The 26,211-nt window shown below is 70.9% G+C and carries 23 protein-coding genes and 1 tRNA gene; 3 read left to right on the plus strand and 21 right to left on the minus strand.

Annotated elements, in window-relative coordinates; translation table 11 throughout:
• Positions 1 to 132: 132 nt before the first annotated feature.
• The 14 genes from AB0L75_RS16800 to pgsA all read right to left on the minus strand — a co-directional run bounded on the left by AB0L75_RS16800 (position 133) and on the right by pgsA (position 12,934).
• Entirely contained in the window at positions 133 to 672 is a 540-nt protein-coding gene (locus tag AB0L75_RS16800; RefSeq protein WP_365181425.1) for an adenine phosphoribosyltransferase, read from the minus strand.
• A complete protein-coding gene (gene secF, locus AB0L75_RS16805) occupies positions 669 to 1,766 on the minus strand; it encodes a protein translocase subunit SecF (RefSeq protein WP_365181427.1) in 1,098 nt (365 codons plus the stop codon). The genes AB0L75_RS16800 and secF overlap by 4 nt, the downstream gene beginning before the upstream one ends.
• Positions 1,767 to 1,769: 3 nt before the next feature.
• Positions 1,770 to 3,557, minus strand: a complete 1,788-nt coding sequence (gene secD / locus AB0L75_RS16810) for a protein translocase subunit SecD (protein ID WP_365181429.1) — start codon at positions 3,555 to 3,557, stop codon at positions 1,770 to 1,772.
• Between the two features lie 143 nt (positions 3,558 to 3,700).
• The gene (gene yajC, locus AB0L75_RS16815; protein WP_365181430.1) at positions 3,701 to 4,195 is read right to left on the minus strand and encodes a preprotein translocase subunit YajC; all 495 of its coding nucleotides are present in this window, start codon (positions 4,193 to 4,195) and stop codon (positions 3,701 to 3,703) included.
• 197 nt (positions 4,196 to 4,392) lie between these two features.
• Positions 4,393 to 5,463: a Holliday junction branch migration DNA helicase RuvB gene (ruvB, locus tag AB0L75_RS16820; protein ID WP_365181432.1), complete on the minus strand. Its 1,071-nt coding sequence runs from the start codon at positions 5,461 to 5,463 to the stop codon at positions 4,393 to 4,395.
• Positions 5,464 to 5,506: 43 nt separating this feature from the next.
• Positions 5,507 to 6,115 (minus strand): Holliday junction branch migration protein RuvA, encoded by a 609-nt coding sequence (gene ruvA / locus AB0L75_RS16825; RefSeq protein ID WP_365181434.1) that lies wholly within the window; start codon positions 6,113 to 6,115, stop codon positions 5,507 to 5,509.
• On the minus strand, positions 6,112 to 6,651 hold the full coding sequence (ruvC, locus tag AB0L75_RS16830) for a crossover junction endodeoxyribonuclease RuvC (RefSeq protein ID WP_365181436.1): 540 nt from the start codon (positions 6,649 to 6,651) through the stop codon (positions 6,112 to 6,114). Before ruvC ends, ruvA begins: the two co-directional genes overlap by 4 nt.
• Before the next feature lie 193 nt (positions 6,652 to 6,844).
• Positions 6,845 to 7,594 carry a YebC/PmpR family DNA-binding transcriptional regulator gene (locus AB0L75_RS16835; RefSeq protein ID WP_365181438.1) on the minus strand — a complete coding sequence of 250 codons (750 nt, stop codon included), beginning with the start codon at positions 7,592 to 7,594 and terminating at the stop codon, positions 6,845 to 6,847.
• Between the two features lie 48 nt (positions 7,595 to 7,642).
• A complete protein-coding gene (gene pdxT, locus AB0L75_RS16840) occupies positions 7,643 to 8,248 on the minus strand; it encodes a pyridoxal 5'-phosphate synthase glutaminase subunit PdxT (RefSeq protein WP_365181440.1) in 606 nt (201 codons plus the stop codon).
• Between the two features lie 20 nt (positions 8,249 to 8,268).
• Positions 8,269 to 9,174 carry a pyridoxal 5'-phosphate synthase lyase subunit PdxS gene (pdxS, locus tag AB0L75_RS16845; RefSeq protein WP_071378264.1) on the minus strand — a complete coding sequence of 302 codons (906 nt, stop codon included), beginning with the start codon at positions 9,172 to 9,174 and terminating at the stop codon, positions 8,269 to 8,271.
• Between the two features lie 125 nt (positions 9,175 to 9,299).
• Entirely contained in the window at positions 9,300 to 9,842 is a 543-nt protein-coding gene (locus AB0L75_RS16850) for a hypothetical protein (protein ID WP_365181442.1), read from the minus strand.
• Positions 9,843 to 10,149: 307 nt separating this feature from the next.
• Positions 10,150 to 11,313: a glycosyltransferase family 4 protein gene (locus tag AB0L75_RS16855; protein WP_365181444.1), complete on the minus strand. Its 1,164-nt coding sequence runs from the start codon at positions 11,311 to 11,313 to the stop codon at positions 10,150 to 10,152.
• Positions 11,310 to 12,218 (minus strand): phosphatidylinositol mannoside acyltransferase, encoded by a 909-nt coding sequence (locus AB0L75_RS16860; RefSeq protein ID WP_365181446.1) that lies wholly within the window; start codon positions 12,216 to 12,218, stop codon positions 11,310 to 11,312. Before AB0L75_RS16860 ends, AB0L75_RS16855 begins: the two co-directional genes overlap by 4 nt.
• A complete protein-coding gene (pgsA, locus tag AB0L75_RS16865; protein ID WP_365181719.1) occupies positions 12,215 to 12,934 on the minus strand; it encodes a phosphatidylinositol phosphate synthase in 720 nt (239 codons plus the stop codon). The genes AB0L75_RS16860 and pgsA overlap by 4 nt, the downstream gene beginning before the upstream one ends.
• A 231-nt stretch (positions 12,935 to 13,165) precedes the next feature.
• Between pgsA and AB0L75_RS16870 the strand changes: the two genes are divergently transcribed.
• Together AB0L75_RS16870 and AB0L75_RS16875 are read left to right on the plus strand one after the other, a co-directional pair.
• The gene (locus AB0L75_RS16870; RefSeq protein ID WP_365181448.1) at positions 13,166 to 15,367 is read left to right on the plus strand and encodes an elongation factor G-like protein EF-G2; all 2,202 of its coding nucleotides are present in this window, start codon (positions 13,166 to 13,168) and stop codon (positions 15,365 to 15,367) included.
• A 212-nt stretch (positions 15,368 to 15,579) separates the two neighbouring features.
• Positions 15,580 to 17,226 (plus strand): hypothetical protein, encoded by a 1,647-nt coding sequence (locus AB0L75_RS16875; protein ID WP_365181450.1) that lies wholly within the window; start codon positions 15,580 to 15,582, stop codon positions 17,224 to 17,226.
• Between the two features lie 31 nt (positions 17,227 to 17,257).
• Here the strand turns inward: AB0L75_RS16875 and AB0L75_RS16880 are convergent, their stop codons facing one another.
• The 4 genes from AB0L75_RS16880 to AB0L75_RS16895 form a co-directional block, all read right to left on the minus strand.
• Positions 17,258 to 17,815: an HIT domain-containing protein gene (locus AB0L75_RS16880; protein ID WP_365181452.1), complete on the minus strand. Its 558-nt coding sequence runs from the start codon at positions 17,813 to 17,815 to the stop codon at positions 17,258 to 17,260.
• Between the two features lie 73 nt (positions 17,816 to 17,888).
• Positions 17,889 to 19,865 carry a threonine--tRNA ligase gene (gene thrS, locus AB0L75_RS16885; RefSeq protein WP_365181454.1) on the minus strand — a complete coding sequence of 659 codons (1,977 nt, stop codon included), beginning with the start codon at positions 19,863 to 19,865 and terminating at the stop codon, positions 17,889 to 17,891.
• 99 nt (positions 19,866 to 19,964) lie between these two features.
• Positions 19,965 to 21,209: a hypothetical protein gene (locus tag AB0L75_RS16890; protein ID WP_365181456.1), complete on the minus strand. Its 1,245-nt coding sequence runs from the start codon at positions 21,207 to 21,209 to the stop codon at positions 19,965 to 19,967.
• A complete protein-coding gene (locus AB0L75_RS16895; RefSeq protein ID WP_365181458.1) occupies positions 21,206 to 21,772 on the minus strand; it encodes a DUF4365 domain-containing protein in 567 nt (188 codons plus the stop codon). Before AB0L75_RS16895 ends, AB0L75_RS16890 begins: the two co-directional genes overlap by 4 nt.
• 168 nt (positions 21,773 to 21,940) lie before the next feature.
• Between AB0L75_RS16895 and AB0L75_RS16900 the strand changes: the two genes are divergently transcribed.
• Complete coding sequence (locus tag AB0L75_RS16900; RefSeq protein WP_365181460.1) at positions 21,941 to 22,666, plus strand: 3'-5' exonuclease; 726 nt, start codon at positions 21,941 to 21,943, stop codon at positions 22,664 to 22,666.
• Positions 22,667 to 22,711: 45 nt separating this feature from the next.
• Here AB0L75_RS16900 and AB0L75_RS16905 read toward each other — a convergent pair.
• The 3 genes from AB0L75_RS16905 to AB0L75_RS16915 all read right to left on the minus strand — a co-directional run bounded on the left by AB0L75_RS16905 (position 22,712) and on the right by AB0L75_RS16915 (position 26,131).
• Positions 22,712 to 22,783, minus strand: a tRNA-Val gene (locus AB0L75_RS16905).
• 39 nt (positions 22,784 to 22,822) lie between these two features.
• On the minus strand, positions 22,823 to 23,269 hold the full coding sequence (locus AB0L75_RS16910; RefSeq protein ID WP_365181462.1) for an SRPBCC family protein: 447 nt from the start codon (positions 23,267 to 23,269) through the stop codon (positions 22,823 to 22,825).
• A 123-nt stretch (positions 23,270 to 23,392) separates the two neighbouring features.
• A complete protein-coding gene (locus tag AB0L75_RS16915) occupies positions 23,393 to 26,131 on the minus strand; it encodes a Tat pathway signal sequence domain protein (protein ID WP_365181464.1) in 2,739 nt (912 codons plus the stop codon).
• Positions 26,132 to 26,211 lie beyond the last annotated feature (80 nt).

Below are 26,211 nucleotides of genomic sequence, written 5' to 3' on the forward strand. Positions count from 1 at the left end.
GAAGTGGATTCCGGGTGTGGGGCGGGCGTGCGGAGGGTGTCCCACACGTGGCGTTCGCGGGCCGCCCCCGCATGCGTACGGCCGCCCCGGTGGGATACCGGGACGGCCGTACGACGACAGGGGCGGGGTCCGTCAGACCTGGAGCAGCGCCTCCAGCGGGGCGGCGCCGAGCGCCGGCTGAAGGCGGGCCCGGCCGCCGAGGAAGCCCAGCTCCATCAGCACCGCCAGCCCGGCGACGTCGGCGCCGGCACGCTGGATCAGCTGGATCGCGGCCTCGGCCGTACCCCCCGTGGCGAGGACGTCGTCCACGATCAGCACCCGGTCCCCGGCGGCGAGATCCTCCGCGTGCACCTCGATCTCGGCCGAGCCGTACTCCAGGTCGTAGGCCTGGCGCAGGGTCGCTCCGGGCAGCTTGCCCGCCTTGCGGACCGGAATGAAGCCGAGGCCCGCACGGACGGCGACCGGCGCGCCCAGGATGAAGCCGCGGGCCTCCAGACCGACGATCTTGGTCGCGCCGGTGTCGGCCGCGATCTCGGCCAGCGCGTCGGTGAGCGCCGTGAACGCGGCCGGGTCCGCCAGCAGCGGCGTGATGTCCTTGAACATCACGCCCGGCTCCGGATAGTCGGCGACGTCGCGGATGCGGCTGAGCAGCAGCTCCTGGATGCCGGTCATCGGCGCTTCCCCGAGGGTCGGCCGCGGCCCCGGCCGCGGGACGCGGGCTGGTTGCGGGGGCCCACGACGGCGGGGGCGGGGTCGTCGTCGGCGACCCGGTCCGCGGCGAGGTCCTCCTCGGCCGCGGCCTGGGCGCGCTTGGCCAGGACCCGCTTGGTGAGGGCCTTCATCGCCGGCTCGCGCTCCTTGAGGTCGGCGACGAGCGGCGTGGCGATGAAGATCGACGAGTAGGCACCGGCCGCGAGACCGACGAACAGCGACAGCGAGATGTCGTTCAGCGTGCCCGCGCCGAGGAAGCCGCCGCCGATGAACAGCAGGCCGGCGACCGGCAGCAGGGCGACGACCGTGGTGTTGATGGAACGGACCAGGGTGCCGTTGATCGACAGGTTGGCGATGTCGCTGTAGGTGAGGCGGGTCTGCTTGGTGATGTCCTTCGTCTGCTCCTTGAGGCTGTCGAAGACGACGACCGTGTCGTAGAGCGAGTAACCGAGGATGGTCAGCAGACCGATGACCGTACCGGGCGTGACCTCGAAGCCGACCAGGGCGTAGATACCGGTCGTGATCGTGATGTCGTGGATCAGCGCGACCAGCGCCGCGACGGCCATGCGCCACTCGAAGGCGATGGCCAGGTAGATCACGACGAGCACCATGAAGATGGCCAGGCCCTGCCAGGCCTTGCTCGCGATCTGCTCGCCCCAGCTCGGGCCGACCAGGTCGGCGGCGAGCTTCTCAGGGTCGAGCTTGAGGTCCTTGGCCAGCTCCTGCTTGATCTTGTCGGACTGGCCGGTGTCGATGCCGGCGATCTGGATGCGCAGGCTGCCGTTGCCGAGCTTCTGCACGATCGCCTCATGGCCGGAGGCGTCCTTCGCGTACGTCTCCGCCTGGCCGACCGAGGTGCTCATGCTGGTCGGCGTGGTGAAGACGGCGCCGCCCTTGAACTCGATGCCCATGTTCAGGCCGCGCACCGCCAGACCGACGATGGCCGTGATGGTGATCAGGATGGAGATCCCGTACCAGATCTTGCGCTTGCCGACGAAGTCGTACGAGATCTCGCCGCGGTGCAGTCGAGCGCCGAGGTTGCCGAGTTTCGACATCGCTCAGGCCTCCTTCGGGTCGACAGAGCCGGCGGCAGGGCCGGCGGGACGGCGGGTGCGACGCAGCGGCGGCTTGGCGCCCAGGCCCTTCGGGTCGAGGCCGGACCACTTGTGGCCGCCCGCGAAGAACTTGCGGCGGGCGAGCAGCGTCATCAGCGGCTTGGTGAAGAAGAAGACGACGACCACGTCGAGCACGGTGGTCAGGCCGAGCGTGAACGCGAAGCCCTGGACCTTGCCGACGGTCACGATGAACAGGACGGCGGCGGCGAGGAACGACACGAAGTCGGAGACCAGGATCGTGCGCCGGGCACGCGGCCAGGCCCGCTCGACCGCCGGGCGCAGCGAGCGGCCCTCGCGGATCTCGTCCCGGATGCGTTCGAAGTACACGATGAACGAGTCGGCGGTGATACCGATGGCGACGATGGCACCGCAGACGGCCGGCAGGTTCAGCGCGAAGTGGATGGCCGGGCCGAGCAGCGACATGATCACGTAGGTGAGGATCGCCGAGACCAGCAGCGAGGCCATGGCGACGAGCGACAGACCGCGGTAGTAGACCACCAGATAGAGCACGACCAGCGCGAGGCCGATCGCGCCGGCGAGCAGACCGGCGTGCAGCTGCTCACCGCCGAGCGCGGCGGTGACGGTGGTGACGGACTGCTCCTGGAAGGAGAGCGGCAGGGCGCCGTACGACAGCATGTTGGCGAGGCTCTGGGCCTCCTGCTGGGTGAAGCTGCCGGAGATCTCCGCCTGGCCGCCGGTGATGGCCTGGTTCACATACGGGCTGGAGACGACCTCGCCGTCGAGGACGATGCCGAACTCGTTCTGCGGCTGCTGCTTCTGGGCCAGCGCGCCGGTGACGTCCGCGAACTTCTTGGAGCCGCTGGAGGTGAAGTTCATCACGACCTGCCAGCCGGAGGCACCCTGGGTGTCGAACCGGGCGGCGGCGTTCTTCACCTCGGTGCCGTCGATGGCGGCCGGGCCGAGTACGTACTTGTACCAGACCTTCCTGATCTCGCCGCAGGCGATCGTGGGCTCACCGGGCTTGGAGGCACCGCCCACCTTGGCCCGTTCGGCGGGGTTGGAGCAGTCCAGGGTGGCGTACTGGGCCTGGAGCTTCGCGGCGTCCGCGGCTGCGCCGGAGGAGGCCGACGGGCTGGCCTTCGGCGTGGGGCTGCCGGAGGCGGAGGCGCTCGGCGAGGGGGTGGAGCCGGCCTTCAGCGCGTCGGTGACGGCGCGGCCCTGGGAGGTGGCCGAGGCCTTGGGGGACGCGGTGGAGGACGAGGACGCCTTCTGCCTGGCGGAGGCGCTGCTGGAGGGGCTCGTGCTCGGCTTCGGCGAGGAGCTGCCGCTGGGCGAGGCGCTCGGCGACGGGCTCTTTCCGGCGGGAACGCTGGGCTCGCTGGCGAGGACCGGGCGGAAGTACAGCTTGGCGGTGGTGCCGACCTGTGCTTGCGCTTCCTTGGAGTTGGTGCCCTTGGGGATGTTGACGATGATGTTGTCGGTCCCCTGGGTCTGCACCTCCGCCTCGGAGACACCCAGGCCGTTGACACGGCGGTTCATGATGTCGACCGCGGTGTCCATGTTGGCCTTGTTGATCGCGGACCCCTGGTCGGCCTTCGCCTTGAGCGTGATGCTCGTACCACCGGCGAGGTCGATACCGAGACGCGGAGTGGTGTTCCCGGACAGGAACATGCCTCCGGTGAGCGCCACGATGGCGATCAGGATGAGGGCCAGCGAGCGCCCTGGTTTGCTCTGGGCGCTCGCGCTCTGGCCCCTCTTAGGTGCTGCCACCTTCTCGTACTCCCTCTCGGGCCGCCCCGCGTCCGGTCGGCGCGGTCGGCCATGACATGGTGTCGGGCTGTTCCGTACGGGAAGCAGACGCCCGGTGGTGCGCGGGGCGTGATTATGCCGCGCGGCGCACCACCGGGGCGTGACTACTTCGCGTCGGAGTCGCCGTCGGTCTTCTTCGGCTCGTCGCCCGCCTTGGCCTCGGCGGCCTCGGCGCCGTCCTCGTCGGCGTCCTTCTTACCGAGGTCGACGGCCTTGTCGTCGGAGGCGGCGGCAGCGGGCGAGTCGGACTCGTCGGTCTCGGTGAGGGAGGAAGCGTCGTCCGGGACGGTGTCGGCGTCGGACTTCAGGTCGTGCTCGATGCCGTGGACGATGCGGTTGTACTCATCGTCGGTGAGGACGGCGCCGATCGCGTTCTTGGCGAAGAGGAGCTCGACGCCCGGGCCTGCGTCGAGGAGGACCGTGTCCTCGCCCACCTCCTTGACCGTCGCGTACATCCCCCCGATCGTGCGGACACCGGAGCCGGGCTGCATCTCGTTCCGCATGTTGGCGGCCTGCTGCTGCTTCTTCTTGGCCGAACGTGTCATCAGGAACATGGCCGCGATGAGCACGATGAACGGGAGAAGGGTATAGGCATTCACGGGACGGAATTTCCTTCGCGCGACCGCGCGGGTGAGCGGCCTGTTGGATGGGGGCTGGTCGGCACCGCCCGCAAAGGCGGCATCGGCGGAGTCTAAGCGAGTCCGCGCGCATGGAACAACGCTCAGCATGGCACCTGGGTTCCTGCTCGAGCCAATGCCCTGGCCGTCACAGAAACATCTCGAACATCTCGGCGCCCTCAGGTTCCGAACAGGTCCTGTTGTCCGCTTCCCCCGGTGGCCGGGCGCGGCGGGGTCAGGCCGAGGTGCGCCCAAGCTGCGGGAGTGGCGACGCGGCCGCGCGGGGTGCGGGCGAGCAGGCCCTCCCGGACGAGGAACGGTTCGGCGACCTCTTCGACGGTCTCGCGCTCCTCCCCCACCGCGACCGCGAGCGTGGACAGGCCGACCGGGCCGCCGCCGAACAGCTTCAGCAGGGCTTCCAGGACGGCGCGGTCGAGGCGGTCGAGACCGCGCGCGTCGACCTCGTAGACGGCGAGGGCGGCCGCGGCGATCTCGCGGGTGATCAGGCCGTCCGCCTTGACCTGCGCATAGTCGCGGACGCGGCGCAGCAGGCGGTTGGCGATACGGGGCGTGCCGCGGGAGCGGCCGGCGATCTCGGCGGCGCCGTCCGCATCGATCCCCACGTCCAGCAGATGCGCCGAGCGGTGCACGACGCGCTCCAGCTCGCGCGGCTCGTAGAACTCCATGTGCGCGGTGAAGCCGAAGCGGTCGCGCAGCGGGGGCGGCAGCAGGCCTGCGCGCGTGGTCGCGCCGACCAGGGTGAAGGGGGGCAGTTCGAGCGGGATGGCGGTGGCGCCGGGGCCCTTGCCGACGATGACGTCGACGCGGAAGTCCTCCATCGCCATGTACAGCATCTCCTCGGCGGGCCGGGACATGCGGTGGATCTCGTCGAGGAAGAGGACCTCGCCCTCCTGGAGGGAGGAGAGGATCGCGGCGAGGTCGCCGGCGTGCTGGATGGCGGGGCCCGAGGTGATGCGGATGGGGGCGCCCATCTCGGCCGCGATGATCATCGACAGGGTGGTCTTGCCGAGGCCGGGCGCGCCGGAGAGCAGCACATGGTCGGCGGTGGCGCCACGCGCGCGTGCGGCCCGCAGGACGAGGTCGAGCTGTTCGCGGACCTTCTCCTGGCCGATGAACTCGCCGAGGTCCTTGGGGCGCAGGGCGGCCTCGACGGCCTGGTCCTCACGGTCGGCGACAGAGCCCACCAGCCGCTCGGCGGCGGGGGTGTCGGTCGTGTCGTCCCAGTTCATGGAGTGTGCCTCGGATCTCGTGGGGGCGCGGGTTCGGGGGCTGTCAGCGGGCGCGGTTCAGGGTCTGCAGGGCCGCCTTCAGGAGCTGGCCCACCTGCGGGGTGCCTCCTGCTGCTTCGGCCTGCGGGGCTACGGCGGCCACCGCCTCGTCGGCCTCGCGGGTCGCGTAGCCGAGGCCGATCAGGGCGGCGTGCAGCTGGTCGCGCCAGCCCTGGGTGACCGGTGCCCCGATCGCGGGGGCCGTCCCGATGGGCTCGCCGAGCCGGTCCTTCAGCTCCAGCAGCAGCTTCTGCGCGCCCTTCTTGCCGATGCCGGGGACGGCGGTGAGCGCCTTCTCGTCGCCGGTGGCGACGGCGCGGCGCAGTGCGTCCGGGGTGTGCACGGCGAGCATGGCCTGGGCCAGGCGCGGGCCGACGCCGCTCGCGGTCTGCAGCAGCTCGAAGACCTGGCGCTCGTCGTCGTCGGCGAAGCCGTAGAGGGTCAGCGAGTCCTCGCGGACGACGAGCGAGGTGTGCAGCTTGGCCGGCTGGCCCATACGGAGCGTGGACAGCGTGTTCGGCGTGCACTGGACGGCCATGCCGACGCCGCCGACCTCGACGACCGCGGCGTCGGGAGCGAGCGCGGCGACCGTGCCGCTGACGAAGGCGATCATGCCGTACGGCCTTTCGTTGCGTTGACTGTGTGGCGGGCGACCGCCTGCTGGAGTCGGTTCTGGGCGGGGGCGCGCCAGATGTGGCAGATGGCGAGCGCGAGGGCGTCGGCGGCGTCGGCGGGCCGGGGCGGCGCGGAGAGTCGCAGCAGCCGGGTGACCATGGCGCCGACCTGTGCCTTGTCGGCGCGTCCGGTGCCGGTGACGGCCGCCTTGACCTCGCTCGGGGTGTGCAGGGCGACGGGGATGCCGCGTCGGGCGGCGCACAGCATGGCCACGGCGCTGGCCTGGGCGGTGCCCATCACCGTACGCACATTGTGCTGGCTGAAGACGCGCTCGACGGCGACGACCTCGGGCCGGTGCTCGTCCAGCCACTGCTCGATGCCCTGCTCGACGGCGAGGAGGCGGTGGCTGAGGTCGGCGTCCACGGCCGTGCGGACGACACCGACGCCGAGCATCGTGAGCGGCCGGCCCGCGACCCCCTCGACGACCCCGACACCACACCGGGTCAGCCCCGGGTCCACCCCCAGTACGCGCACGCGCCCCTCCCCTCCGACCGCTTGCCGATCGCCTGTTCGTGCAGGCTATCGGGTGCCACTGACAAAGCGACGGGCCGACGGGGTGTGTCCCGTCGGCCCGCCCGGCGTCACGCGCCAGCCTTCGCCATGACTTCGTCGCTGACGTCGTTTGCGACCCTCGCCCGGCCGTGCGGCCGAGCGCCTTGCCGCCGTGTCAGTCGATGGCAGCCATGATCTCGTCAGCCACGTCGAAGTTCGCGAAGACGTTCTGCACGTCGTCGCTGTCCTCCAGGGCGTCGATCAGCTTGAAGATCTTCTTGGCGCCCTCCTCGTCCAGCTCTACCTGGACGGACGGCACGAAGCTGGACTCGGCGGAGTCGTAGTCGATGCCGGCCTCCTGGAGGGCGGTGCGGACCGCGACCAGGTCGGTGGCCTCGCTGATGACCTCGAAGGTCTCGCCGAGGTCGTTGACCTCCTCGGCGCCCGCGTCCAGGACCGCGCCGAGCACGTCGTCCTCGGACAGCTCACCCTTGGGGACGATGACGACGCCCTTGCGGGTGAACATGTACGACACCGAACCAGGGTCGGCCATGTTGCCGCCGTTGCGGGTCATGGCGACGCGGACGTCGGAGGCGGCGCGGTTGCGGTTGTCGGTGAGGCACTCGATGAGCACCGCGACGCCGCTCGGGCCGTAGCCCTCGTACATGATCGTCTCGTAGTCGGCGCCGCCGGCTTCGAGGCCGCCGCCGCGCTTGATCGCGGAGTCGATGTTCTTGTTCGGGACCGACTGCTTCTTGGCCTTCTGGACCGCGTCGTACAGCGTCGGGTTGCCGTCGAGGTCGACGCCGCCCATGCGCGCCGCGACCTCGATGTTCTTGATCAGCTTCGCGAAGAGCTTGCCGCGCTTGGCGTCGATCACGGCCTTCTTGTGCTTCGTCGTGGCCCATTTAGAGTGGCCGGACATCTGCCTGTCTCCTTCGCGTAACCCATCTATGAATGAACGCCAGAGATCCTACAAGGACTCGGGTGTCCGGTTGGCGCGCACCATGTCGACGAACAGGGAGTGCACGCGGTGGTCGCCGGTCAGCTCCGGGTGGAACGACGTGGCGAGCGCGTTGCCCTGGCGGACGGCGACGATGTGACCGTCGTGCTCGGCGATCACCTCGGTCGCGGCGCCCACGGACTCCACCCAGGGGGCGCGAATGAAGACGCCCTCCACAGGATCGCCCGGGATGCCCTTCACGTCGACCGCGGCCTCGAACGACTCGTTCTGCCGGCCGAAGGCGTTGCGGCGCACGATCATGTCGATGCCGCCGATCGTCTCCTGGCCCGAGCGCGGGTCGAGGATCTTGTCGGCGAGCATGATCATGCCGGCACAGGTGCCGTAGACGGGCATTCCGTCCTGCACGCGCGCGCGGAGGGGCTCCATCACGCCGAACAGGATGGCCAGCTTGGAGATGGTGGTGGACTCGCCGCCGGGCAGGACGAGGCCGTCGACCTCGGCGAGTTCCTCGGGGCGCCTGACCGGCCTGGCCACGGCGTCAGCCGCGGCCAGGGCGATGAGGTGCTCCCGTACGTCGCCCTGGAGGGCCAGGACGCCTATGACAGGAGTGTTCATGGGGCTCGGGTTACCTGTGCTTACCAGCCGCGGTTCGCGTAGCGCTCGGCCTCGGGGAGGGTGTCGCAGTTGATGCCGACCATGGCCTCGCCGAGGTTGCGGGACGCGTCCGCGATGATCTTCGGGTCGTCGTAGAAGGTGGTGGCCTTCACGATGGCGGCGGCGCGCTTGGCCGGGTCGCCGGACTTGAAGATGCCGGAGCCGACGAACACGCCCTCGGCGCCGAGCTGGCGCATCAGGGCCGCGTCGGCCGGGGTGGCCACGCCGCCGGCGGAGAACAGCACGACCGGCAGCTTGCCCAGCTCGGCGACCTCCTTGACCAGCTCGAACGGGGCGCGCAGCTCCTTGGCGGCGGCGTAGATCTCGTTGTTGTCGCAGCCGCGCAGCTTGGCGATCTCGCCCTTGATCTGGCGCAGGTGGCGGACGGCCTCGACGACGTTGCCGGTGCCGGCCTCGCCCTTGGAGCGGATCATCGCGGCGCCCTCGGCGATACGGCGCAGGGCCTCGCCCAGGTTGGTGGCGCCACACACGAACGGGGTGGTGAAGGCCCACTTGTCGGAGTGGTTGACCTCGTCGGCCGGGGTGAGGACCTCGGACTCGTCGATGTAGTCGACGCCGAGGGACTGCAGCACCTGGGCCTCGACGAAGTGGCCGATGCGGGACTTGGCCATGACCGGGATCGAGACGGCGTCGATGATGCCCTCGATCATGTCCGGGTCGGACATGCGGGCCACGCCGCCGTCCTTGCGGATGTCGGCCGGGACCCGCTCCAGGGCCATGACGGCGACGGCGCCCGCGTCCTCGGCGATCTTCGCCTGCTCCGGCGTGACGACGTCCATGATCACGCCGCCCTTGAGCTGCTCCGCCATACCGCGCTTCACGCGGGCGGTGCCGGTCTCGGGAGCCTGGTTCTCGGTGGTGGACACGGGTGACCTCGCTGATGTGAAAGAGGGCTTCTGCACGGACGAGGAAACGCGAGTAGACCAGGCCACAGCAAGGGCCAATGGCAAGCTGGTGGATCCTTTTCGCTCACAGAGGCGTCGGCATGCGTTCAGGAAACGCGTTCCACCAGGGCCGCCGGGGGCTCGTCGTCCATCTCCACGGCCAGCGGGAACGGGGCGTGGCCGGCCAGCCGGAACCAGCGGACCTTGCGGTGCTCGCGCAGCCTGCGGGCGGCTCCCACGGCGTCGTTGTGGAAGCGGCGGGCCATCGGAACCCGGCGGACCGCCTCGGCCAGCTCACGGGCCGCCGCCTCACCGCCCGGGGCCTCCCGTACGGCCTCCACCTGGGCCGCGTCCTCGAACACCGCGCGCAGCGCCTGGCTCAGCTCGCTCTCGGCGACCTCCCGCTGCTCCTCCTCGGCCTGCCGGGCCGCGTGCGCCGCCTCGTACAGCACGATCGAGGCGGCCGGGTCCAGTACTCCGGAGGTCGCGAGTTCCTGTGCGACGGAGGCCCGGCGCAGCAGCTGCGCGTCGAGCGCGGCCCGCGCGGCGTCCATCCGCACGTGCAGCCGGTCCAGCCGCCCGGCCGTCCAGCTCAGGTACACGCCGATCGCGACGAGTGCGACGAGGATCCAGATCAGGGTTGCGGTCACGGCCGAAGGCTATCGGCACGCTCCGTCCACCCTCACGGCCCGCCGGTCCCCACCGTGCCTGACCGTCCACGCCACCGCCCCTGACCGCCCGCGCAACCCGCTCAAGCCCCGGACCGCCACCCGACCCCGGTGCCGCCCAGCCACACACCCAGCCGGCCAATTACCCCCGCACACCGCCCCTCAGCCCCACACCAGACCGAACCATCACCGCAACCCCCTCAGGCCCCCGACCGCCGCCCGACCCCGCCCAGCCACACACCCGGCCGGCCAAAAGCCCCGGCGCACACCCCGGCCCGCTCGCGGTCCCTCAGTCGCGGGCCAGTCCGAATCGCGCCCGCAGTCCTGACGTGCGCTCGTCCGTCGCGACCGCCGCGGCGCCGGCCGTCACCGTCTCGTAGACGGACAGGATGTCCGCGCCGACCGTCGACCAGTCGAAGCGCCGCACATGGGCACTGCCGCGTTCGCACAGCTCGGCGCGGCGCGCCGGGTCCTCCAGCAGTCGTACGGCCGCCTCGGCGAGCGCGTCGGCGTTCTCGTTGGCGAAGACCTCGCCCGCCTCACCCTGGTCGAGGACCTGCACAAAGGCGTCCAGGTCGGAGGCGAGCACGGGCGCGCCCGCCGACATCGCCTCGACCAGGATGATGCCGAAGCTCTCGCCGCCGGTGTTGGGCGCGACGTACAGGTCGACGCTGCGCAGGAGGCGCGCCTTGTCCTCGTCGCTGATCATGCCGAGGAACTCCACGCGCGAGCGCAGCTCCTTCGGCAGGTCCTCGACGGCGGCCTCCTCGTCGCCGCGGCCCGCGACCAGCAGCCGGGTCTGCGGGCGGACGGCGAGGATCTTCGGCAGGGCCGCCATCAGGACCGGCAGGCCCTTGCGGGGTTCGTCGATACGGCCGATGAAGCCGATGCTGTCGCCCTGCCACTCCGGTTTCGGCTCGGCCTTGGCGAAGAAGTCCACGTCGACGCCGTTGGGGATGACCACCGCGTCCCCGCCGAGGTGCTCGACCAGCGTGCGGCGGGCGTACTCGCTGACCGCGATCCGGGCGCTGATCTTCTCCAGGGCGGCCTGCAGGATCGCGTACGCGGCGATCATCGCGCGCGAGCGGGGGTTGGAGGTGTGGAAGGTGGCCACGATCGGGCCGGACGCCGCCCAGCAGGTCAGCAGGCCCAGCGAGGGCGAGGTCGGCTCGTGGATGTGGACCACGTCGAAGGCGCCCTCGTGCAGCCAGCGCCGTACCCGCGCGGCCGACAGGAAGCCGAAGTTCAGCCGGGCCACCGAGCCGTTGTAGGGCACCGGGACCGCGCGGCCAGCCGAGACGACGTACGGCGGCAGCGGCGTGTCGTCGTCGGCGGGGGCCAGGACGGAGACGTCGTGGCCGTGGCGGATGAAGTACTCGGCGAGGTCGCGGATGTGGAACTGGACGCCGCCCGGCACGTCCCAGGAGTACGGGCAGACGATGCCGATCCTCACGACGGTCCCTTCGCGGGGTCGAGGTCCGCCAGCCACAGGCGCTGCAGCATGTGCCAGTCCTCCGGATGCTCGGCGATCCCGGTGGCGAAGGTGTCGGCCAGCGCCTGTGTCATGACGGACGCCTTCTCGGCCCGGGTGCCTGACTCCGGTACCTCGATCGGGGCATGCACCTGGCCCTGCATGACCGGCGAGTCGTCGTACCAGAGCGTGACCGGGAGCAGCAGCGCGCCGGTCTGCTGGGCGAGCAGGGCCGGGCCCGCGGGCATCCGGGTCCGCTCGCCGAAGAAGTCGACCTCGACGCCGGAGGCGGACAGGTCGCGGTCGGCGACCAGGCAGACCAGGCCGCCGTCGCGCAGCCGCCGCGCCAGGGTGCCGAAGGCGGAGCCGCCGCTGTGCGGCAGGACCTCCATGCCGAGGCCCTCGCGGTAGGCGACGAAACGGTCGTACAGCGTCTCGGGCTTCAGCCGCTCGGCGACCGTCGTGAACGGCGTCGCGAGCTTGGTGGTGACCCAGGCGCCGGCCAGGTCGTAGTTGGCCATGTGCGGCAGGGCGAGGATCACGCCCTGGCCGGAGGCGAGTCCGTCGGTGAGGTAGTGGATGTCCTTGGGGTCGAAGCCGGTCTTCACGCGCTCGCGGCTCCAGGCCGGCAGCCGGAAGGACTCCATCCAGTAGCGCAGGTAGGAGCGCATGCCCGCGCGCGACAGCTCGGCGAGCCGCTCGGGGCCGGCGCCGGGCACCACGCGCGCGTAGTTGGCCTCCAGGCGCAGCACGCCCTTGCCGCGCTGCTTCCAGGCCAGGTCGGCGATGGTCCGCCCGAGACGGACCGCGACGGGCTCGGGAAGCTTCTTGACGGTGCTCCAGCCGAGGCCGTACAGCCCGTCGGTGAGCCGTTCGACGGCGCTCACTTCGCGGCCTCGCTCGGACTCTGCCGGGCCGCGGCCTCCGCCTCGGCGGATTCACGGCGGACGGTGACGACGCGCTGGATCAGCGTGACGAGGCTGCCGGCGGCGACGATCCACAGGGCGATCGGCAGCAGCCACTGGATGCCCGGCACACCGAACTTGTGCAGGCCCGCGAAACCGGCCGCGACCAGCGAGATCACCAGCCGCTCGGCCCGTTCGACGAGGCCGTTGACGGCGACCGGCAGCCCGATCGACTCGCCGCGCGCCTTGGTGTACGACACCACCTGGCCACTGGCCAGGCAGAAGATCGAGACGGCGCACAGGACGTTGTTGTCCCCGTGGCCCGCGTACCAGAGCGCGAAGCCGCCGAAGATCGCGCCGTCGGCGACCCGGTCCAGGGTGGAGTCCAGGAAGGCGCCCCAGCGGCTGGAGCGGCCCAGCTGGCGGGCCATGTTGCCGTCGACCAGGTCGGAGAAGACGAACAGAGTGATCACGACCGTGCCCCAGAAGAACTCGCCCCGGGGGTAGAAGACCAGCGCGCCCGCGACCACACCGGCCGTGCCGATGAGCGTGACCGTGTCGGGGCTCACCCCCCGCCGGATGAGAAACGCGGCGAACGGCGTGAGGACACGCGTGAAGAATGCACGCGCGTACTTGTTCAGCATGGCCTTCCCGAGGGTCGGTGTCGCCGCGGCCCTGGTGGCCGCCGGCTGGCCCATCGTAGCCACGCGCGCGTGTGCGTGACGGGCGGGCACCCACAGCCCGTGGCTTGAAACGTGTGCGCCGCCGTGCGCGGGGCGCGCGCGGCGTCCGTGGCTGTCGTTCGTATGGACGCCACGTGACGGGAGTGGAAAGCTCGAATAACCGCGGGCGTCGCCGGAGCCGCCAGTGCACGCGGGTCCCGCGCGTCCGCGCCCACAGTGACCTCACCGTGCACGGGAGGCAGGATCATGGGCGACAAGACACAAGCACACCACCCCGGGGCCGCCGGCAGGGCTCTGGAGGCCGACCAGCCCGCGTCCGTACGGAACGTGGTACTGGTCGGCCACTCCGGTTCGGGCAAGACGACTCTGGTGGAGGCCCTCGCGCTGAGTGCGGGGGCGGTGAACCGGGCGGGCCGTGTGGAGGACGGCGGCACGGTCTCCGACTACGACGAGATCGAACACCGGCAGCAGCGCTCCGTACAGCTCTCCCTGGTGCCGGTCGCATGGGACGGCATCAAGATCAATCTCCTCGACACCCCCGGATACGCCGACTTCGTCGGGGAGCTGAGGGCCGGTCTGCGCGCCGCGGACGCGGCCCTCTTCGTCGTCTCGGCCTCGGACGGCGTGGACGGTTCGACCAGGATGGTCTGGGAGGAGTGCGCGGCCGTCGGTATGCCGCGCGCGATCGTGGTCACGCATCTGGAGGCCGCGCGCGCGGACTTCGAGGAGATGACCCGCCGTTGCGCGGAGGCGTTCGGCGGCGACGACCCCGACGCGGTGCTGCCGCTGTATCTGCCGCTGCGCGGCCCTGAGGGCCCGGACGGGCACGCGTCCGTTACGGGGCTGGTCGGGCTGCTGTCGCAGAAGCTGTTCGACTACTCGACCGGGGAGCGCAAGGAGTCCGAGCCCGGCGAGGACCAGCTGCCCGACATAGAGGAGGCCCGCAACCGGCTCATCGAGGGGATCATCGCCGAGAGCGAGGACGAGACCCTCATGGACCGCTATCTCGGCGGCGAGCAGGTCGACGTCAAGACGCTGATCCAGGACCTGGAGCGGGCGGTGGCCCGCGGCTCCTTCTTCCCCGTCCTGGCCGCCGCCCCCGCGGCCGAGGGCGCCCGGCAGGGGCTCGGCACGGTCGAGCTGCTGGAGCTGGTCACCGGCGGGTTCCCGACCCCCTTCGAGCATCCGCTGCCCGAGGTCACCACCATCGACGGCACACCGCGCGAGCTGAAACCGTGCGACACCGGCGGCCCGCTGGTCGCCGAGGTCGTCAAGACCGCCTCCGACCCCTATGTCGGCCGGGTCTCCCTGGTCCGCCTCTTCTCCGGCACGCTGCGCCCCGACCAGACGGTGCACGTCTCCGGGCACGGGCTGGCCGACCGCGGCCACGAGGACCACGACGTCGACGAGAAGGTCGGCGCCCTGGCCATGCCCTTCGGCAAGCAGCAGCGTCCGGTGACGCATGCCGTCGCCGGCGATCTGGTGTGCGTGGCCAAGCTCGGCCGGGCCGAGACCGGGGACACGCTCTCCGCGAAGGACGACCCGCTCCTGATGGAGCCCTGGCGGATGCCCGACCCGCTGCTGCCGCTCGCGATCCACGCGCACAGCAAGGCCGACGAGGACAAGCTCTCGCAGGGCCTTTCCCGGCTGGTGGCCGAGGACCCGACGATGCGCCTGGAGCAGAACCAGGACACCCACCAGGTGGTCCTGTGGTGCCTGGGCGAGGCCCATGCGGACGTCGCCCTGGACCGGCTGCGCAACCGCTACGGCGTCCAGGTCGACGTCGTCCCGCACAAGGTCTCCCTCCGGGAGACGTTCGCCAACAGGGCCGCCGGACGCGGGCGGCATGTGAAGCAGTCCGGCGGACACGGCCAGTACGCCATCTGCGAGATCGAGGTGGAGCCGCTGCCGGGCGGCTCGGGCATCGAGTTCGTGGACAAGGTGGTCGGCGGCGCCGTACCGCGCCAGTTCATCCCGTCCGTGGAGAAGGGCGTACGGGCCCAGGCCGCCAAGGGGGTCGCCGCCGGCTATCCGCTGGTGGACGTGCGGATCACGCTGCTGGACGGCAAGGCGCACTCGGTGGACTCCTCCGACGCCGCCTTCCAGACCGCGGGCGCGCTCGCGCTGCGCGAGGCCGCGGCGGACGCGAAGATCCATCTGCTGGAGCCGGTGGCCGAGGTGTCCGTGCTGGTCGGCGACGACTATGTGGGCGCGGTGATGAGCGACCTGTCCAGCCGGCGCGGCCGGGTGCTCGGCACCGAGCAGGTGGGCTCGGGCCGGACCCTGATCCGGGCCGAGGTCCCCGAGTTCGAGATCGGCCGGTACGCCGTGGACCTGCGCTCGCTGTCGCACGGCACGGCCCGCTTCGACCGTGCCTACGCCCGGCACGAGCCGATGCCGCCGCAGATCGCCGAGCGGATCCGCGAACAGGCGGGCGAGAACGGATAGTTCACCGGCCTCGGCCGGGGGTGCGGGCGGGCGGCTTCGGCCGTCCGCCCGCGGGTTGTCGGTGGCGGCGGATACGCTGATCACCTGATCGTGTCCTGCCGCAGTCGTCCGGTTGTGACAGGCAATCGACGCGACGGACCTGTTCAACAGGTGTGCGGAGCCAGGAAGTCGGGAAGGCCGCAGAGACGACGCCGGCGGCCGAGGGGGCGGGAATGTCGTTGGGAACGGAGTGGGACGGGCCGCAGGTGCCCGTCTCGGGCGACGAGGGCCAGGCGGCGACCTCCGCGCTGGCCTCCGCGGCGTACCGGGACAGCATGATCGACGAGATCAAGAAGGCCGACAACGAATGGCATCAGTCGACCGTCAAGGCCGGCCGGATCAAGCTGCTGCGGCCCAACCTGGGTGAGGCGTTCTCGCGGGCCGTGGTCGCCCGGATGCTCGCTTCCGGCCGCAAGCCGCTCATCCAGTCCTTCGGCTCCGAGCCCCAGTTCGTCGTCGAGCACTGCCTCGCGGCCAACAACATCCGCAGGGAGCGCGACAACCGCCTGGCCGCCGTGACGGCCCTGTGCGGTGTCCTGTTCCTACCCGGGCTGATCGGCTGGCTGCTCGTCTTCCAGCTGCGCGCGTTCATCGCCAAGCGCGAGGACAAACGGGCCGGGACGCTCGCCACCGCCCTGCTCGTCGCCGTGTGCGTGCTCGCCGCGCTGTTCCTGATCAAGATGCCGTTCAGCGGCTTCTGGGGGTGGTACGCGCGCGCATCCGTCGTCGTGCCCGTCCTCGGCTGGTTCTGGGCCAAGCAGATCTGCGAGCGTACGGCCAAGGATCTGCGGGCCCGCTGGGACGGCCTGCTCTCGGGCACCAGCGTCGGCGCCAAGGTCCCCGAGGCCGTGCCCCGGGGCCCCGACCAGACCGCGGCCGAGGAGCTGCGCCAGTCCCTGGCCCGGCTCACCGCCGAGCAGCAGTCCAACTCGGTCTTCTACGCCGGCCCCAAGGGCATACTCGGCATGGGCACCCGCTGGGGCGCCTGGCAGCTCGCCGAGGAGCTGGTGCCCGCCGACCCGTCCCGGGAGATCCACCCCTTCCGCAGCTGGGACGTGGTGCGCGCGATCCACGACCAGCTCGCCCTGCTGGAGCGCGGCCCGCTGAACACCGGCGGCTTCCCCAAGCCGTCCATCAAGCACTGGATCGTCACGCCGATCGGTGAGAAGGCCGCAGCGGTGTCCCGGCCCGAGGGCACCGACGTCGAGGCCTTCCAGGTCAAGCCGCACGCGATACAGGACATCTGCAACAAGCAGCAGTTCGGCAGCGGCGACCGGCACTACCTGGGCGTGCAGTGGACGCTGTGGGACGGCCAGCTGGTCATCACCATGCTGATCACGGTGACCGTGCTGCACGAGACGCTGCGGATCGAGGTGACGGGGCATGCCCTGGGACCGGTGAACTCCCTGTTCACATCCAAGCCGGAAGCGCCGACCAAGGAGGTCTCCAAGTCCCTCAAGCCCTGGGAGACCCGTACGGTCAAGCTGCCGCTGGTCGACACCGACGAGGTGGTACGGCTCGCCACGCGCGCCCCGCTGACCTGGTATCCGCCGCTGCTGAACTGGCTCGGCGGCTCACTGGCCCTGCCCGAGCCGTTCGGTCTGCGGCACGCCTGGGCCGACCAGCCGTGGCGGCACCGCTTCATGGCCGACGACGCGCTGCGCGCGGCCACGCCGGTGCTGCGGGTGGTGCACTCGGCGGCGATCAGGGTGCTGCGGGAGCACGGCGTGGACACGGAGAAGTTCGGCACGCGTTCGGGCATCCTCAGTGGGCTGGTCCAGGACCCGACGCCGAGGAAGGCGGACCTCTACGACGCGTGAGCGGTGCCCTCCGCGGAGGGCACCCGGGGCCCTACGCCGGCCAGGCCTCCGCCAGCATCTTCCTGGTGTCGGCCAGCAGCTGCGGCAGCACCTTCGTGTGGCCCACGACCGGCATGAAGTTCGTGTCGCCGCCCCAGCGCGGGACGATGTGCTGGTGAAGGTGGGCGGCGATGCCGGCGCCGGCGACGCTGCCCTGGTTCATGCCGATGTTGAAGCCGTGCGCGCCGGACGCGGTGCGCAGGGCCGTCATCGCCTGCTTGGTCAGCTCGGCCAGCTCGGTGGTCTCCGGCCCGGTCAGCTCGGTGTAGTCCGCGACATGCCGGTAGGGCACGACCATGGCGTGGCCGCCGTTGTACGGGTAAAGGTTGAGCACCACGTACACCAGGTCGCCCCGCTTGACGATCAGCCCGTCCTCGTCGGACTTGGCCTGGATCGAGCAGAAGGGGCAGCCGTCGTCGGCCCCCGGGCCGGTCGGCTTGTTCTCGCCCTGGATGTAAGCCATCCGGTGGGGCGTCCACAGGCGCTGGAACGCGTCCTGCGTCCCCACTCCGATCTGCTGTTCCGGCTCAGTCGTCATGTTAGGCAGCATATGGCTTGCCGCCCCCGAACAGGGCAGGGCCCCCGGCGAGAGGAACTCACCGGGGGCCGCCCGTAGTCGCCGCTCAGACCTGGGCCCGCTCCGCCACGACCTGCGCGATCTTGGCGATGGCTTCGTCGAAGGGGATGCCGTTCTCCTGCGAGCCGTCGCGGTAGCGGAACGACACCGAGCCGTTCGACATGTCCTCGTCGCCCGCGATGACCATGAAGGGCACCTTCTGCTTCTGGGCGTTGCGGATCTTCTTCTGCATGCGGTCCGAGGAGGAGTCCACCTCGACGCGCAGGCCCTTCTTCCGAGCCGCCGCCGCGAACTTCTCCAGGTACTCCACGTGCGCGTCGCCGATCGGGATACCAATCGCCTGTACCGGCGCCAGCCACGCCGGGAACGCGCCCGCGTAGTGCTCCAGGAGGACGGCGAAGAACCGCTCGATGGAGCCGAACAGCGCGCGGTGGATCATGACCGGGCGCTGCTTGGAGCCGTCGGGGCCGGTGTACTCCAGGTTGAAGCGCTCGGGCAGGTTGAAGTCGAGCTGGATGGTCGACATCTGCCACGTACGGCCGATCGCGTCCTTGGCCTGGACGGAGATCTTCGGGCCGTAGAAGGCGGCGCCGCCCGGGTCCGGGACGAGGGGCAGGCCCTGCTTCTCGGCGACCTGGCGGAGGGTCTCCGTTGCCTCCTCCCAGACCTCGTCCGAACCGACGAACTTGGTCTCGTCCTTGGTGGACAGCTCCAGGTAGAAGTCGGTCAGACCGTAGTCGCGCAGCAGGCCGAGGACGAAGGTGAGCGTCTTGTCCAGCTCGTCGGACATCTGCTCACGGGTGCAGTAGATGTGCGCGTCGTCCTGGGTGAAGCCCCGGGCGCGGGTCAGGCCGTGCACGACACCTGACTTCTCGTAGCGATACACCGTGCCGAACTCAAAGAGCCTCAAGGGCAACTCACGGTACGAGCGGCCGCGCGCGTCGAAGATCAGGTTGTGCATCGGGCAGTTCATGGGCTTGAGGTAGTAGTCCACGCCCTCGTCGAGCTGCATGGGCGGGTACATGCCCTCGGCGTACCAGTCCAGGTGCCCGGACGTCTCGAAGAGCTTCCCCTTCGTAGCGTGCGGGGTGTAGACGAACTCGTAGCCCTCTTCCTCGTGGCGGCGCCGCGAGTAGTCCTCCATGACCCGGCGGACGATGCCGCCCCTGGGGTGGAAGACGGCGAGGCCGGAGCCGATCTGCTCCGGGATGGAGAAGAGGTCCAGCTCGGTGCCGAGCTTGCGGTGGTCGCGCTTCTCGGCCTCGGCGAGGAAGTCCAGGTACGCCTTCAGCTCGTCCTTGGACGGCCAGGCGGTGCCGTAGATGCGCTGGAGCATCGGGTTCTTCTCGCTGCCGCGCCAGTAGGCGGCCGCGTTGCGCATCAGCTTGAACGCGGGGATCAGGCGGGTCGAGGGCAGGTGGGGACCGCGGCAGAGGTCCTTCCAGCACAGCTCGCCGGTCTTGGCGTCCAGGTTGTCGTAGATCGTCAGCTCGCCGGCGCCGACCTCGACGTCCGCGCCGTCGTCGTGCGACGCCGAGCCCTTGAGGCCGATCAGCTCCAGCTTGTACGGCTCGGAGGCCAGCTCCTCACGGGCCGTCTCGTCGGTGACCACGCGGCGGGAGAAGCGCTGCCCGCGCTTCTGGATCTCCTGCATCTTCTTCTCGACGGCCTTGAGATCCTCGGGCGTGAACGGCTTCTCGACGTCGAAGTCGTAGTAGAAGCCGTCCTTGACGGGCGGGCCGATGCCCAGCTTGGCCTCGGGGAACAGCTCCTGCACGGCCTGCGCCATGACGTGCGCGGTGGAGTGGCGCAGGATGTTCAGGCCGTCCTCGGAGGAGATCTCGACGCCCTCGATCTCCTCACCGTCGACCGGCTCGTAGCTGAGGTCCTTCAGCTCGCCGGCCACGCGCGCGGCGATGATCGAGCGCTCGCCCGCGAAGAGGTCGGCGGCCGTAGTGCCCGTCGTCACCACGCGTTCTTCCCGCTCGGAATCGCGTTGGATGATCACACGGACGTCTGACACCGGTCTCTCCTGACTGCAGGTGGGGTGCGGCGCCGTACCAGGAGCGCGCGCACAGGCGATCGTACCGACCCGACGGCACCGACCGCGAAACGGTCACCCTCAGTCCTCGTCCCCGTACGCCCCCGGCGCCCCGTCCCCGCAGGCCTCCTCGAAGAAGTCGAGGTTCTCCTGCAGGGCCTTCATCAGCCGGTCCCGCTCGGCCTCGTCGACCTGCACGGGTACGACCCCGGAGGCGCCGGTGAGCCGGCGGAAGCCGCCCCGCCGCTCCAGCCGGCCGTGCACCCGCACCGGAAGTCCGACGAGGTGGGCGTGGCCGGCTATGCGGTAGTCCTCCTCGTCCAGGGTGACGCGGACGTGCGGCACCTCGGCGCCCGCGAGGACGCGCAGCCGTACGGTGCCCTCGCCGCCGGGCCCGGAGCGGCGCATGCGGACGACGGCGCCGGTGATACGGACCGGTACGGAGGGTTCCTCGCGCAGATAGCGGGCGGCGGCCTCGCGCAGGACGGGCAGGTCGCCGGGGGAGAACTCGACGGGTTCGGCGGAGGGCGCGCAGCCGTCGGGGACGCCGGCGCCGGGTGCCCAGGCGACGGCGATCCGGGCGCCCTCGGTACCCCGGACGAGCGTGGCGAGCGCCTCGGTCAGTTCGCGGCTGACGCCGGCCTCGACCGCGCCGTCGAAGGCGTCCATGCCGCCGGTGGCCCGCTGGTAGTCGATGGCCTCACGGGCCGCGTACAGGGCCTGGTGGAGGCGGACGGCGAGCGGCCGGCCGATGGGCACGGGCGCGAAGGCGGTGAGGTGCCGGCCCTCGGCGGCGGGGCCGACGAGGACGTCCTCCAGGAGGGCGGCGGCGGCGCGGCGGTGCCGGGCTCCGTAGTACCCGGCACGCGCGCGTGTGGCGAGCGCGGCGGCGAGGAGCATCTGCCGGACGGCGCCGCGCAGTTGCTCGTCGGCCGTCCAGGGCGCGGCGCCGACCGGTCCGCTCGGGGTGTCGCGCCACCAGCGGATCTCGTCACTGGGTACGGCGAGGGAGATCAGTACCTCGCGGGCGGCGGGTGTCTCGCTGCGGGCGAGGGCGTCGAGGGCCTCGCCGAGCAGGTCGTCGCTGTCGGGGAAGGCGCGGCTCTCCGGCACCAGGAGGCTGGTTCCGCCGCCGCCCGGCCCCGGTGGGGTCCAGCGGCCGTAGCGTCCCGGGGCTCCGCCGCGCCGCTGCCAGCCGTGCCGGTGCAGCAGTGCGCCGAGCACGGCGGGGTCGACCTGGGCGGGGTCGGGGGGCCGGTGCCAGGCGGGGTCGTCCGGATGCGGCCGAGCCTGGCGTGGCAGTTCCTCGTACGGGCGGATCCTCATGGCCTGCCTCCCGTCCCGACCCGCGTCATGATCTCGCAGAGCGCCCGGTCGTCGAAGATGCGCGAGGTCGGGATCCGCACGTTGGTCCGGTGCCGGCCGGTGACGGCGTGGCCGGCGAGGTTGACCCAGTAGCAGCAGTGCCTGAGGTCGAGCCGGTCGTGGCTGGCGCGCAGCCAGTCGTCCTGCGAGCGCGGGACGAGCATGACGACCAGGATCTTGTGCACCGAGACCGGGGTGCGGGCGAGCTTGCGCAGATGGTCGTTGTCGAGGGTGAAGGAGAAGGAGCGCCCCGGAGGGTTGGGCGCGACCTGGTACGTGGCCTTGAGCTGCACCTTGATGGTGACCTCGTCGTCGACGGTGTGTCCGGGCGCGCTGTGGCTGACGTGCCAGTCGATGCCGTTGTCCGGGAAGGGCTGGGACAGCGAGCATCCCGCTGCGGCGGCGACCGCGTGCAGATAGCCGACCTGCAGTGTCTCCATGCACGCCGTGGTGGCGAGTGTGCCGCGGACGGTGCCCGGGCGATCGGGCAGCAGCCCGCCCCGCTCGGGCTGCGCTATGGCCATGACCAACAGCCTTCCAGGCAATGAGTGTCCCCGCTGAGGGCCGCTGAACTGCAAAGACCCGTACTCCTGTTGTCTCCCCCCGGCGTACGGCGCAAACAGCCCGGGTATCACCAAACGGGCAGAAGACGGAACGTCACCTGCCTTAGGTGAACGAGGAGTTGGGTTGGGATGACGTACTGGTACGAGGGGCCGTTGGCCGCTTTCGACACGGAGACGACGGGCGTGGACGTCGAGACCGACCGGATCGTGTCGGCCGCCGTCGTCGTCCAGGACGCGCCGGGGACCCGGCCCCGGGTCTCCCGCTGGCTGGTCAACCCGGGGGTGCCGGTGCCGGAGGCGGCGACGGCGGTGCACGGGCTGACGGAGGAGCACCTGCAGCGCAACGGCCGCTGGCCGGCGCCGGTGATGTACGAGATAGCCGAGCAGCTGGCGGAGCACGCGGCGATGGGCCGCCCGCTGGTGGTGATGAACGCGCCGTTCGATCTGACGCTGCTGGACCGGGAGTTGCGCCGGCACCGGGCGTCGTCGCTGGACCGCTGGTTCGAGTCGGTGCCGCTCAAGGTGCTGGACCCGCGGGTGCTGGACAAGCATCTGGACCGCTATCGCAAGGGCCGCCGCACGCTGACCGACCTGTGCGAGCACTACGGCGTGACGTTGCAGGACGCGCACGACGCCGCGGCGGACGCACTGGCCGCCCTGGATGTCGTACGGGCGCTGGGCCGCCGTTTCGCGACCCGGCTGGAGCGGCTGACACCCGCCGAGCTGCACACGCTGCAGGCCAACTGGCACGCGGCGCAGGCCCGCGGGCTGCAGGCCTGGTTCGCGCGCAGCGGCTCGGACGAGATCGTCAGCACGGACTGGCCGCTGCGTCCGGAGCTGCCGGCGGCGGCGTGAACACGTGAAAGGCCGGTCCGCATGTGCGGACCGGCCTTCTCCCGGTGGGCGATACTGGGTTCGAACCAGTGACCTCTTCGGTGTGAACGAAGCGCTCTCCCACTGAGCTAATCGCCCGGGAACGCACTGAACAATACAGGTCGAGGCGCCGATCCTTCAAACCGCTTCGAGATACCTGATCAGTCCCCGCCGTCCGGCCCGCATCATCAGCCGGTGGTTGGCGCGGAAGACCGGCCGCCCCGGTACCGCGAGCCGCCTGAGCAGGGGCTTGCGTACGTCGACGACCTGGTCGTACCGGGCGAGGGTGCCGGTGCCGTCTGCGGTGACCGTCCAGCGAGCCCAGCCGTCGATGTCTCCGGAGAGGGCGATACGCAGCACCCCGGCGTCCGGGTCGCGGCACGTCTGACGTGCGGTGAAGGTCATGTCGTACGGCAGCACGGACCGGATGGTGACGACACCGGTGCCGGCGTCCAGCAGGGTCACCGCCCGGACCTGGGGCCACCAGCGGGGATAGTCCTCGGGCCGCTCCAGCACGGCGTACACGGCCGCCGGCGGGGCGGGCAGGGACCACAGGCTGAGGAAGCGGTAGTGGTTCCAGTCCATGCGGGGAGTCTGCCCGTCCGGACGCGGGCTGTCTGAGTACGCGTACTCATGCGTCGCGCCGTGGCGCGGGACACACTCGGGAGGCGAGCGCCGCCGCCCGTGCGACGGCGCTCCCCCAGCCCGCTAGCCGGGCATCCTGTCCCCCAGCAGCGCCAGGTTCTCGATGGCCGCGAGACCGTAGAGCGCGGTGTCGTTGCTGGACACCCAGCTCGCCTCGGTGCCCTCGACCAGGGTGGCCGGTCCGGTCAGCTTCTCGGTCTTCCACGGCGAGGACTCGGTGTAGCCGTCGGAGCCGTAGAACTTGGTCCAGGCGCGCTTGGCGAGGGTGGCGTCACCGGTCTGTACGGCGGCGTAGGCGTCGAGGCGCGAGTGCCCCTGGAAGAGCAGCAGGGTGCCGAAGTCGGAGCCGTAGCGGGCCTGCTGTTCGGCCTTGGTGGCGTTGAAGTAGCGGCAGTAGTCCAGGTAGGCCGCCTTGAACGCGGCCATGTCGACCAGGTGGATCAGCTCGGCGCACAGCTCGCCCAGGCCGAAGACCGCCGAGAGGTGGGACACGGAGACCACCGGCTTGTCTGCGACGGCGAACTCGCCGGTGTCGAGGTCGTACAGCCCGCTGCCCTGGACGAAGCCGTTGGGCTGGGCGGCGATGCCCTCCATCGTGGACAGCACGCGCGCCTTGGCCTTCTCCCACTTGGGGCCCTTGCGTTCCCACTCGGTCAGCCAGGCCGACACCAGGCCGCTCCAGTCCGTGCCGAAGCCGATGGACAGCGCGTGCCGGTCGGGCGTGTAGGGGGCGGTGCGGACCTTGCGCTGGGGGTCGAGGACGAGGAAGGTCTCGTCGGAGTCGACGTTGGCGTGCATGAGGTCGCCGACGCGTTCGTCGGCGGTGAGGAAGTAGTAGAAGCGCCGGTACGTCGTGTTGGCGATGCGCTGCTGTTTGGCGCTGTCGCCGAAGTGCTGTACGCCGTGCCGGGTGCCGAGGCCCGCCCATGTGCCGAGGTGGTAGACGTCGACCTCGCCGGTGTGCCGGGTCATCGACTCGGCGAAGCGGAAGATGTCGGAGCGGCCGCTCCTGAGATACGCGTACCAGAGCCACAGGTCGGGCGAGAGTTCGGAGTTGTCCCAGGCGTAGCCGCCGATGTCGTAGCGCCAGACGTGCCGGGTGGCGTCGTAGGTGTGCATGATGTCGCCGTAGTCCCAGAAGCCGTACCAACGGCGCGTCTCCACCTGGTCCTTGTAGTAGGTGAAGAGGAAGTCGAGGTGGTCCTCGATCTTCGCCTTGGCCGGGGTGGAGCGGTCCGGTTCGCTGAACAGGCCGGGGCCGAAGACCTTGGCCTTGATCAGCTGCCGGGGCGGGGCGGCGAGCTGCGGCAACACCCTTACGGCCGCGACCTGTTGAGCGAGGGTGTCGGCGTCGGGCGTGGAGTCGTTGGCCCAGAAGAGGAGTTCGGAGGTGCGGGCGATGCCGTACGGGGTGCCGAACTCGGGCTCGTAGTCCTCGTAGGTGATGTTGAGGCCTTCGAGCTGCTTGGCGTAGGTGTCCTGGCCCATGCCGTCGTGGTAGAAGCGCAGGTCCATCGGCTGGGCCTCGGGCGACCAGAGCCAGAGGGTGACGGTCGCCGCGTCGGTGTGGGCGTCGCGGATGTCGAGCTGGGCGGGGAACTTCTCCCAGAAGTCGCGCAGCCCGAAGGAGAGTCCGCCGCTCGCGCCGCCGACGTACCCGAAACCGGAGGCCCGCTTGCCGCCCCCGGCGCCGATCCAGCCGTAGCCCTGCCTGGTGCGCTTGCGGACGGTGAAGCCGTCGGCGGAGAGCTGGGCGAGGGTGTAGTCGCCCCAGTGCGGGATGTACTGCAGGCGGGTGGTGACTCGCTGGTCCCAGGTGGCGGGGTCCGGCAGCTTCCGGCCCTCGTACTGGGCCGTCTGGACGGCCGCCCCGGGGTCGCGGCGCAGGCCGGTGATGCCCTGGACGGCCTCGCGCAGCAGTCCGGTGCCCTCGCCGCCGATGCGGATGTGCCGGTCGTAGGCCGCGTCGCGCATCGGCACGGTGAAGCGGACGCCGAGCCCGCGGATGAAGTCGCCGCTCGCCTTGCCGGGCTCCTGCTTCCCGTCATAGGTGATGGTGTGCACCATGCGGAAGGAGCCGGCGCCGGCGTAGAAGTACAGGCGGAGGGAGAACGGCAGCCAGCTGCGGTCGCCTTTGCGGTGCTTGCCGTCGATGCGGACGACCGCGCGGACGGGGCCGTCCTGTTCGACGGTCACCTCGTCGATGGCGCCGTCGAACCGTTCGGACTTCACGGTGCCCTGGTCGTCGTCCTCGATCTCCGGCTGACGGATGAGGACGAGCCTGCCGTCCTTGGCGATCTCGGTGGAGCCCCGGGTGACGGACTTGACGAGGGTCGAGCCGTTCTTGCCGAGCCTTGCGGTGATGACCCCGGTGGAGACATCCACGGTGCCGCCGCCGGTGTCGACGGTGACCTTCTGCGCGGGCTCGGCGGGTGTGCCCGCGGTGAGGGTGAGCTTTCCGGTGCCCGAACTCACCGCGTGCGCCGTCCACTTGAGGGAGCCGTCGGGCCAGTAGGCGAGGGGCCACGTCTGGACGGGGACGTCCTTGCCGCCCTCGTCGGTGAGCGCGAAGGCCTGGTCCTCCTGGTAGGCACCCATGGGCCAGGGCACGCCGGTCGTGGAGCCGGGCGCCGCGCCGAGGCCGCCGTCCTCCAGCCAGTCCAGGGTCACGGGGTCGGCACCGCCTGCCGCGGTGGCGGGCGCGGCCTGCGCGTCCCGGGCCCCGAGCGCCCAGCTGAACTGGGTGGCGGCGCCGACCACGGCGGCCGCCTTGAGGAGGCATCTGCGGGGGATGGGGGACATGGCCTTCCTTCCATAGCTAGTCAGTCAGGGACATGACAGAACAACCGCCGGGTGGCTCCGCCTTGCACATCGGCACCGGC

The sequence above is a fragment of the Streptomyces sp. NPDC052101 genome (assembly GCF_040680235.1).
Taxonomy (GTDB): domain Bacteria; phylum Actinomycetota; class Actinomycetes; order Streptomycetales; family Streptomycetaceae; genus Streptomyces.

Bases quoted from the DNA above. Each gene is read 5' to 3' on its own strand.
- AB0L75_RS16895 (WP_365181458.1), bottom strand. From the start codon at position 21,772: ATGGCCATAGCGCAGCCCGAGCGGGGCGGGCTGCTGCCCGATCGCCCG.
- secF (WP_365181427.1), bottom strand. From the start codon at position 1,766: ATGTCGAAACTCGGCAACCTCGGCGCTCGACTGCACCGCGGCGAGATC.
- AB0L75_RS16915 (WP_365181464.1), bottom strand. From the start codon at position 26,131: ATGTCCCCCATCCCCCGCAGATGCCTCCTCAAGGCGGCCGCCGTGGTC.
- AB0L75_RS16890 (WP_365181456.1), bottom strand. From the start codon at position 21,209: ATGAGGATCCGCCCGTACGAGGAACTGCCACGCCAGGCTCGGCCGCAT.
- AB0L75_RS16870 (WP_365181448.1), top strand. From the start codon at position 13,166: ATGGGCGACAAGACACAAGCACACCACCCCGGGGCCGCCGGCAGGGCT.
- AB0L75_RS16835 (WP_365181438.1), bottom strand. From the start codon at position 7,594: ATGTCCGGCCACTCTAAATGGGCCACGACGAAGCACAAGAAGGCCGTG.
- pgsA (WP_365181719.1), bottom strand. From the start codon at position 12,934: ATGGGCCAGCCGGCGGCCACCAGGGCCGCGGCGACACCGACCCTCGGG.
- AB0L75_RS16900 (WP_365181460.1), top strand. From the start codon at position 21,941: ATGACGTACTGGTACGAGGGGCCGTTGGCCGCTTTCGACACGGAGACG.
- AB0L75_RS16880 (WP_365181452.1), bottom strand. From the start codon at position 17,815: ATGCTGCCTAACATGACGACTGAGCCGGAACAGCAGATCGGAGTGGGG.
- AB0L75_RS16800 (WP_365181425.1), bottom strand. From the start codon at position 672: ATGACCGGCATCCAGGAGCTGCTGCTCAGCCGCATCCGCGACGTCGCC.
- ruvB (WP_365181432.1), bottom strand. From the start codon at position 5,463: ATGAACTGGGACGACACGACCGACACCCCCGCCGCCGAGCGGCTGGTG.
- AB0L75_RS16910 (WP_365181462.1), bottom strand. From the start codon at position 23,269: ATGGACTGGAACCACTACCGCTTCCTCAGCCTGTGGTCCCTGCCCGCC.
- AB0L75_RS16875 (WP_365181450.1), top strand. From the start codon at position 15,580: ATGTCGTTGGGAACGGAGTGGGACGGGCCGCAGGTGCCCGTCTCGGGC.
- pdxT (WP_365181440.1), bottom strand. From the start codon at position 8,248: ATGAACACTCCTGTCATAGGCGTCCTGGCCCTCCAGGGCGACGTACGG.
- ruvA (WP_365181434.1), bottom strand. From the start codon at position 6,115: ATGATCGCCTTCGTCAGCGGCACGGTCGCCGCGCTCGCTCCCGACGCC.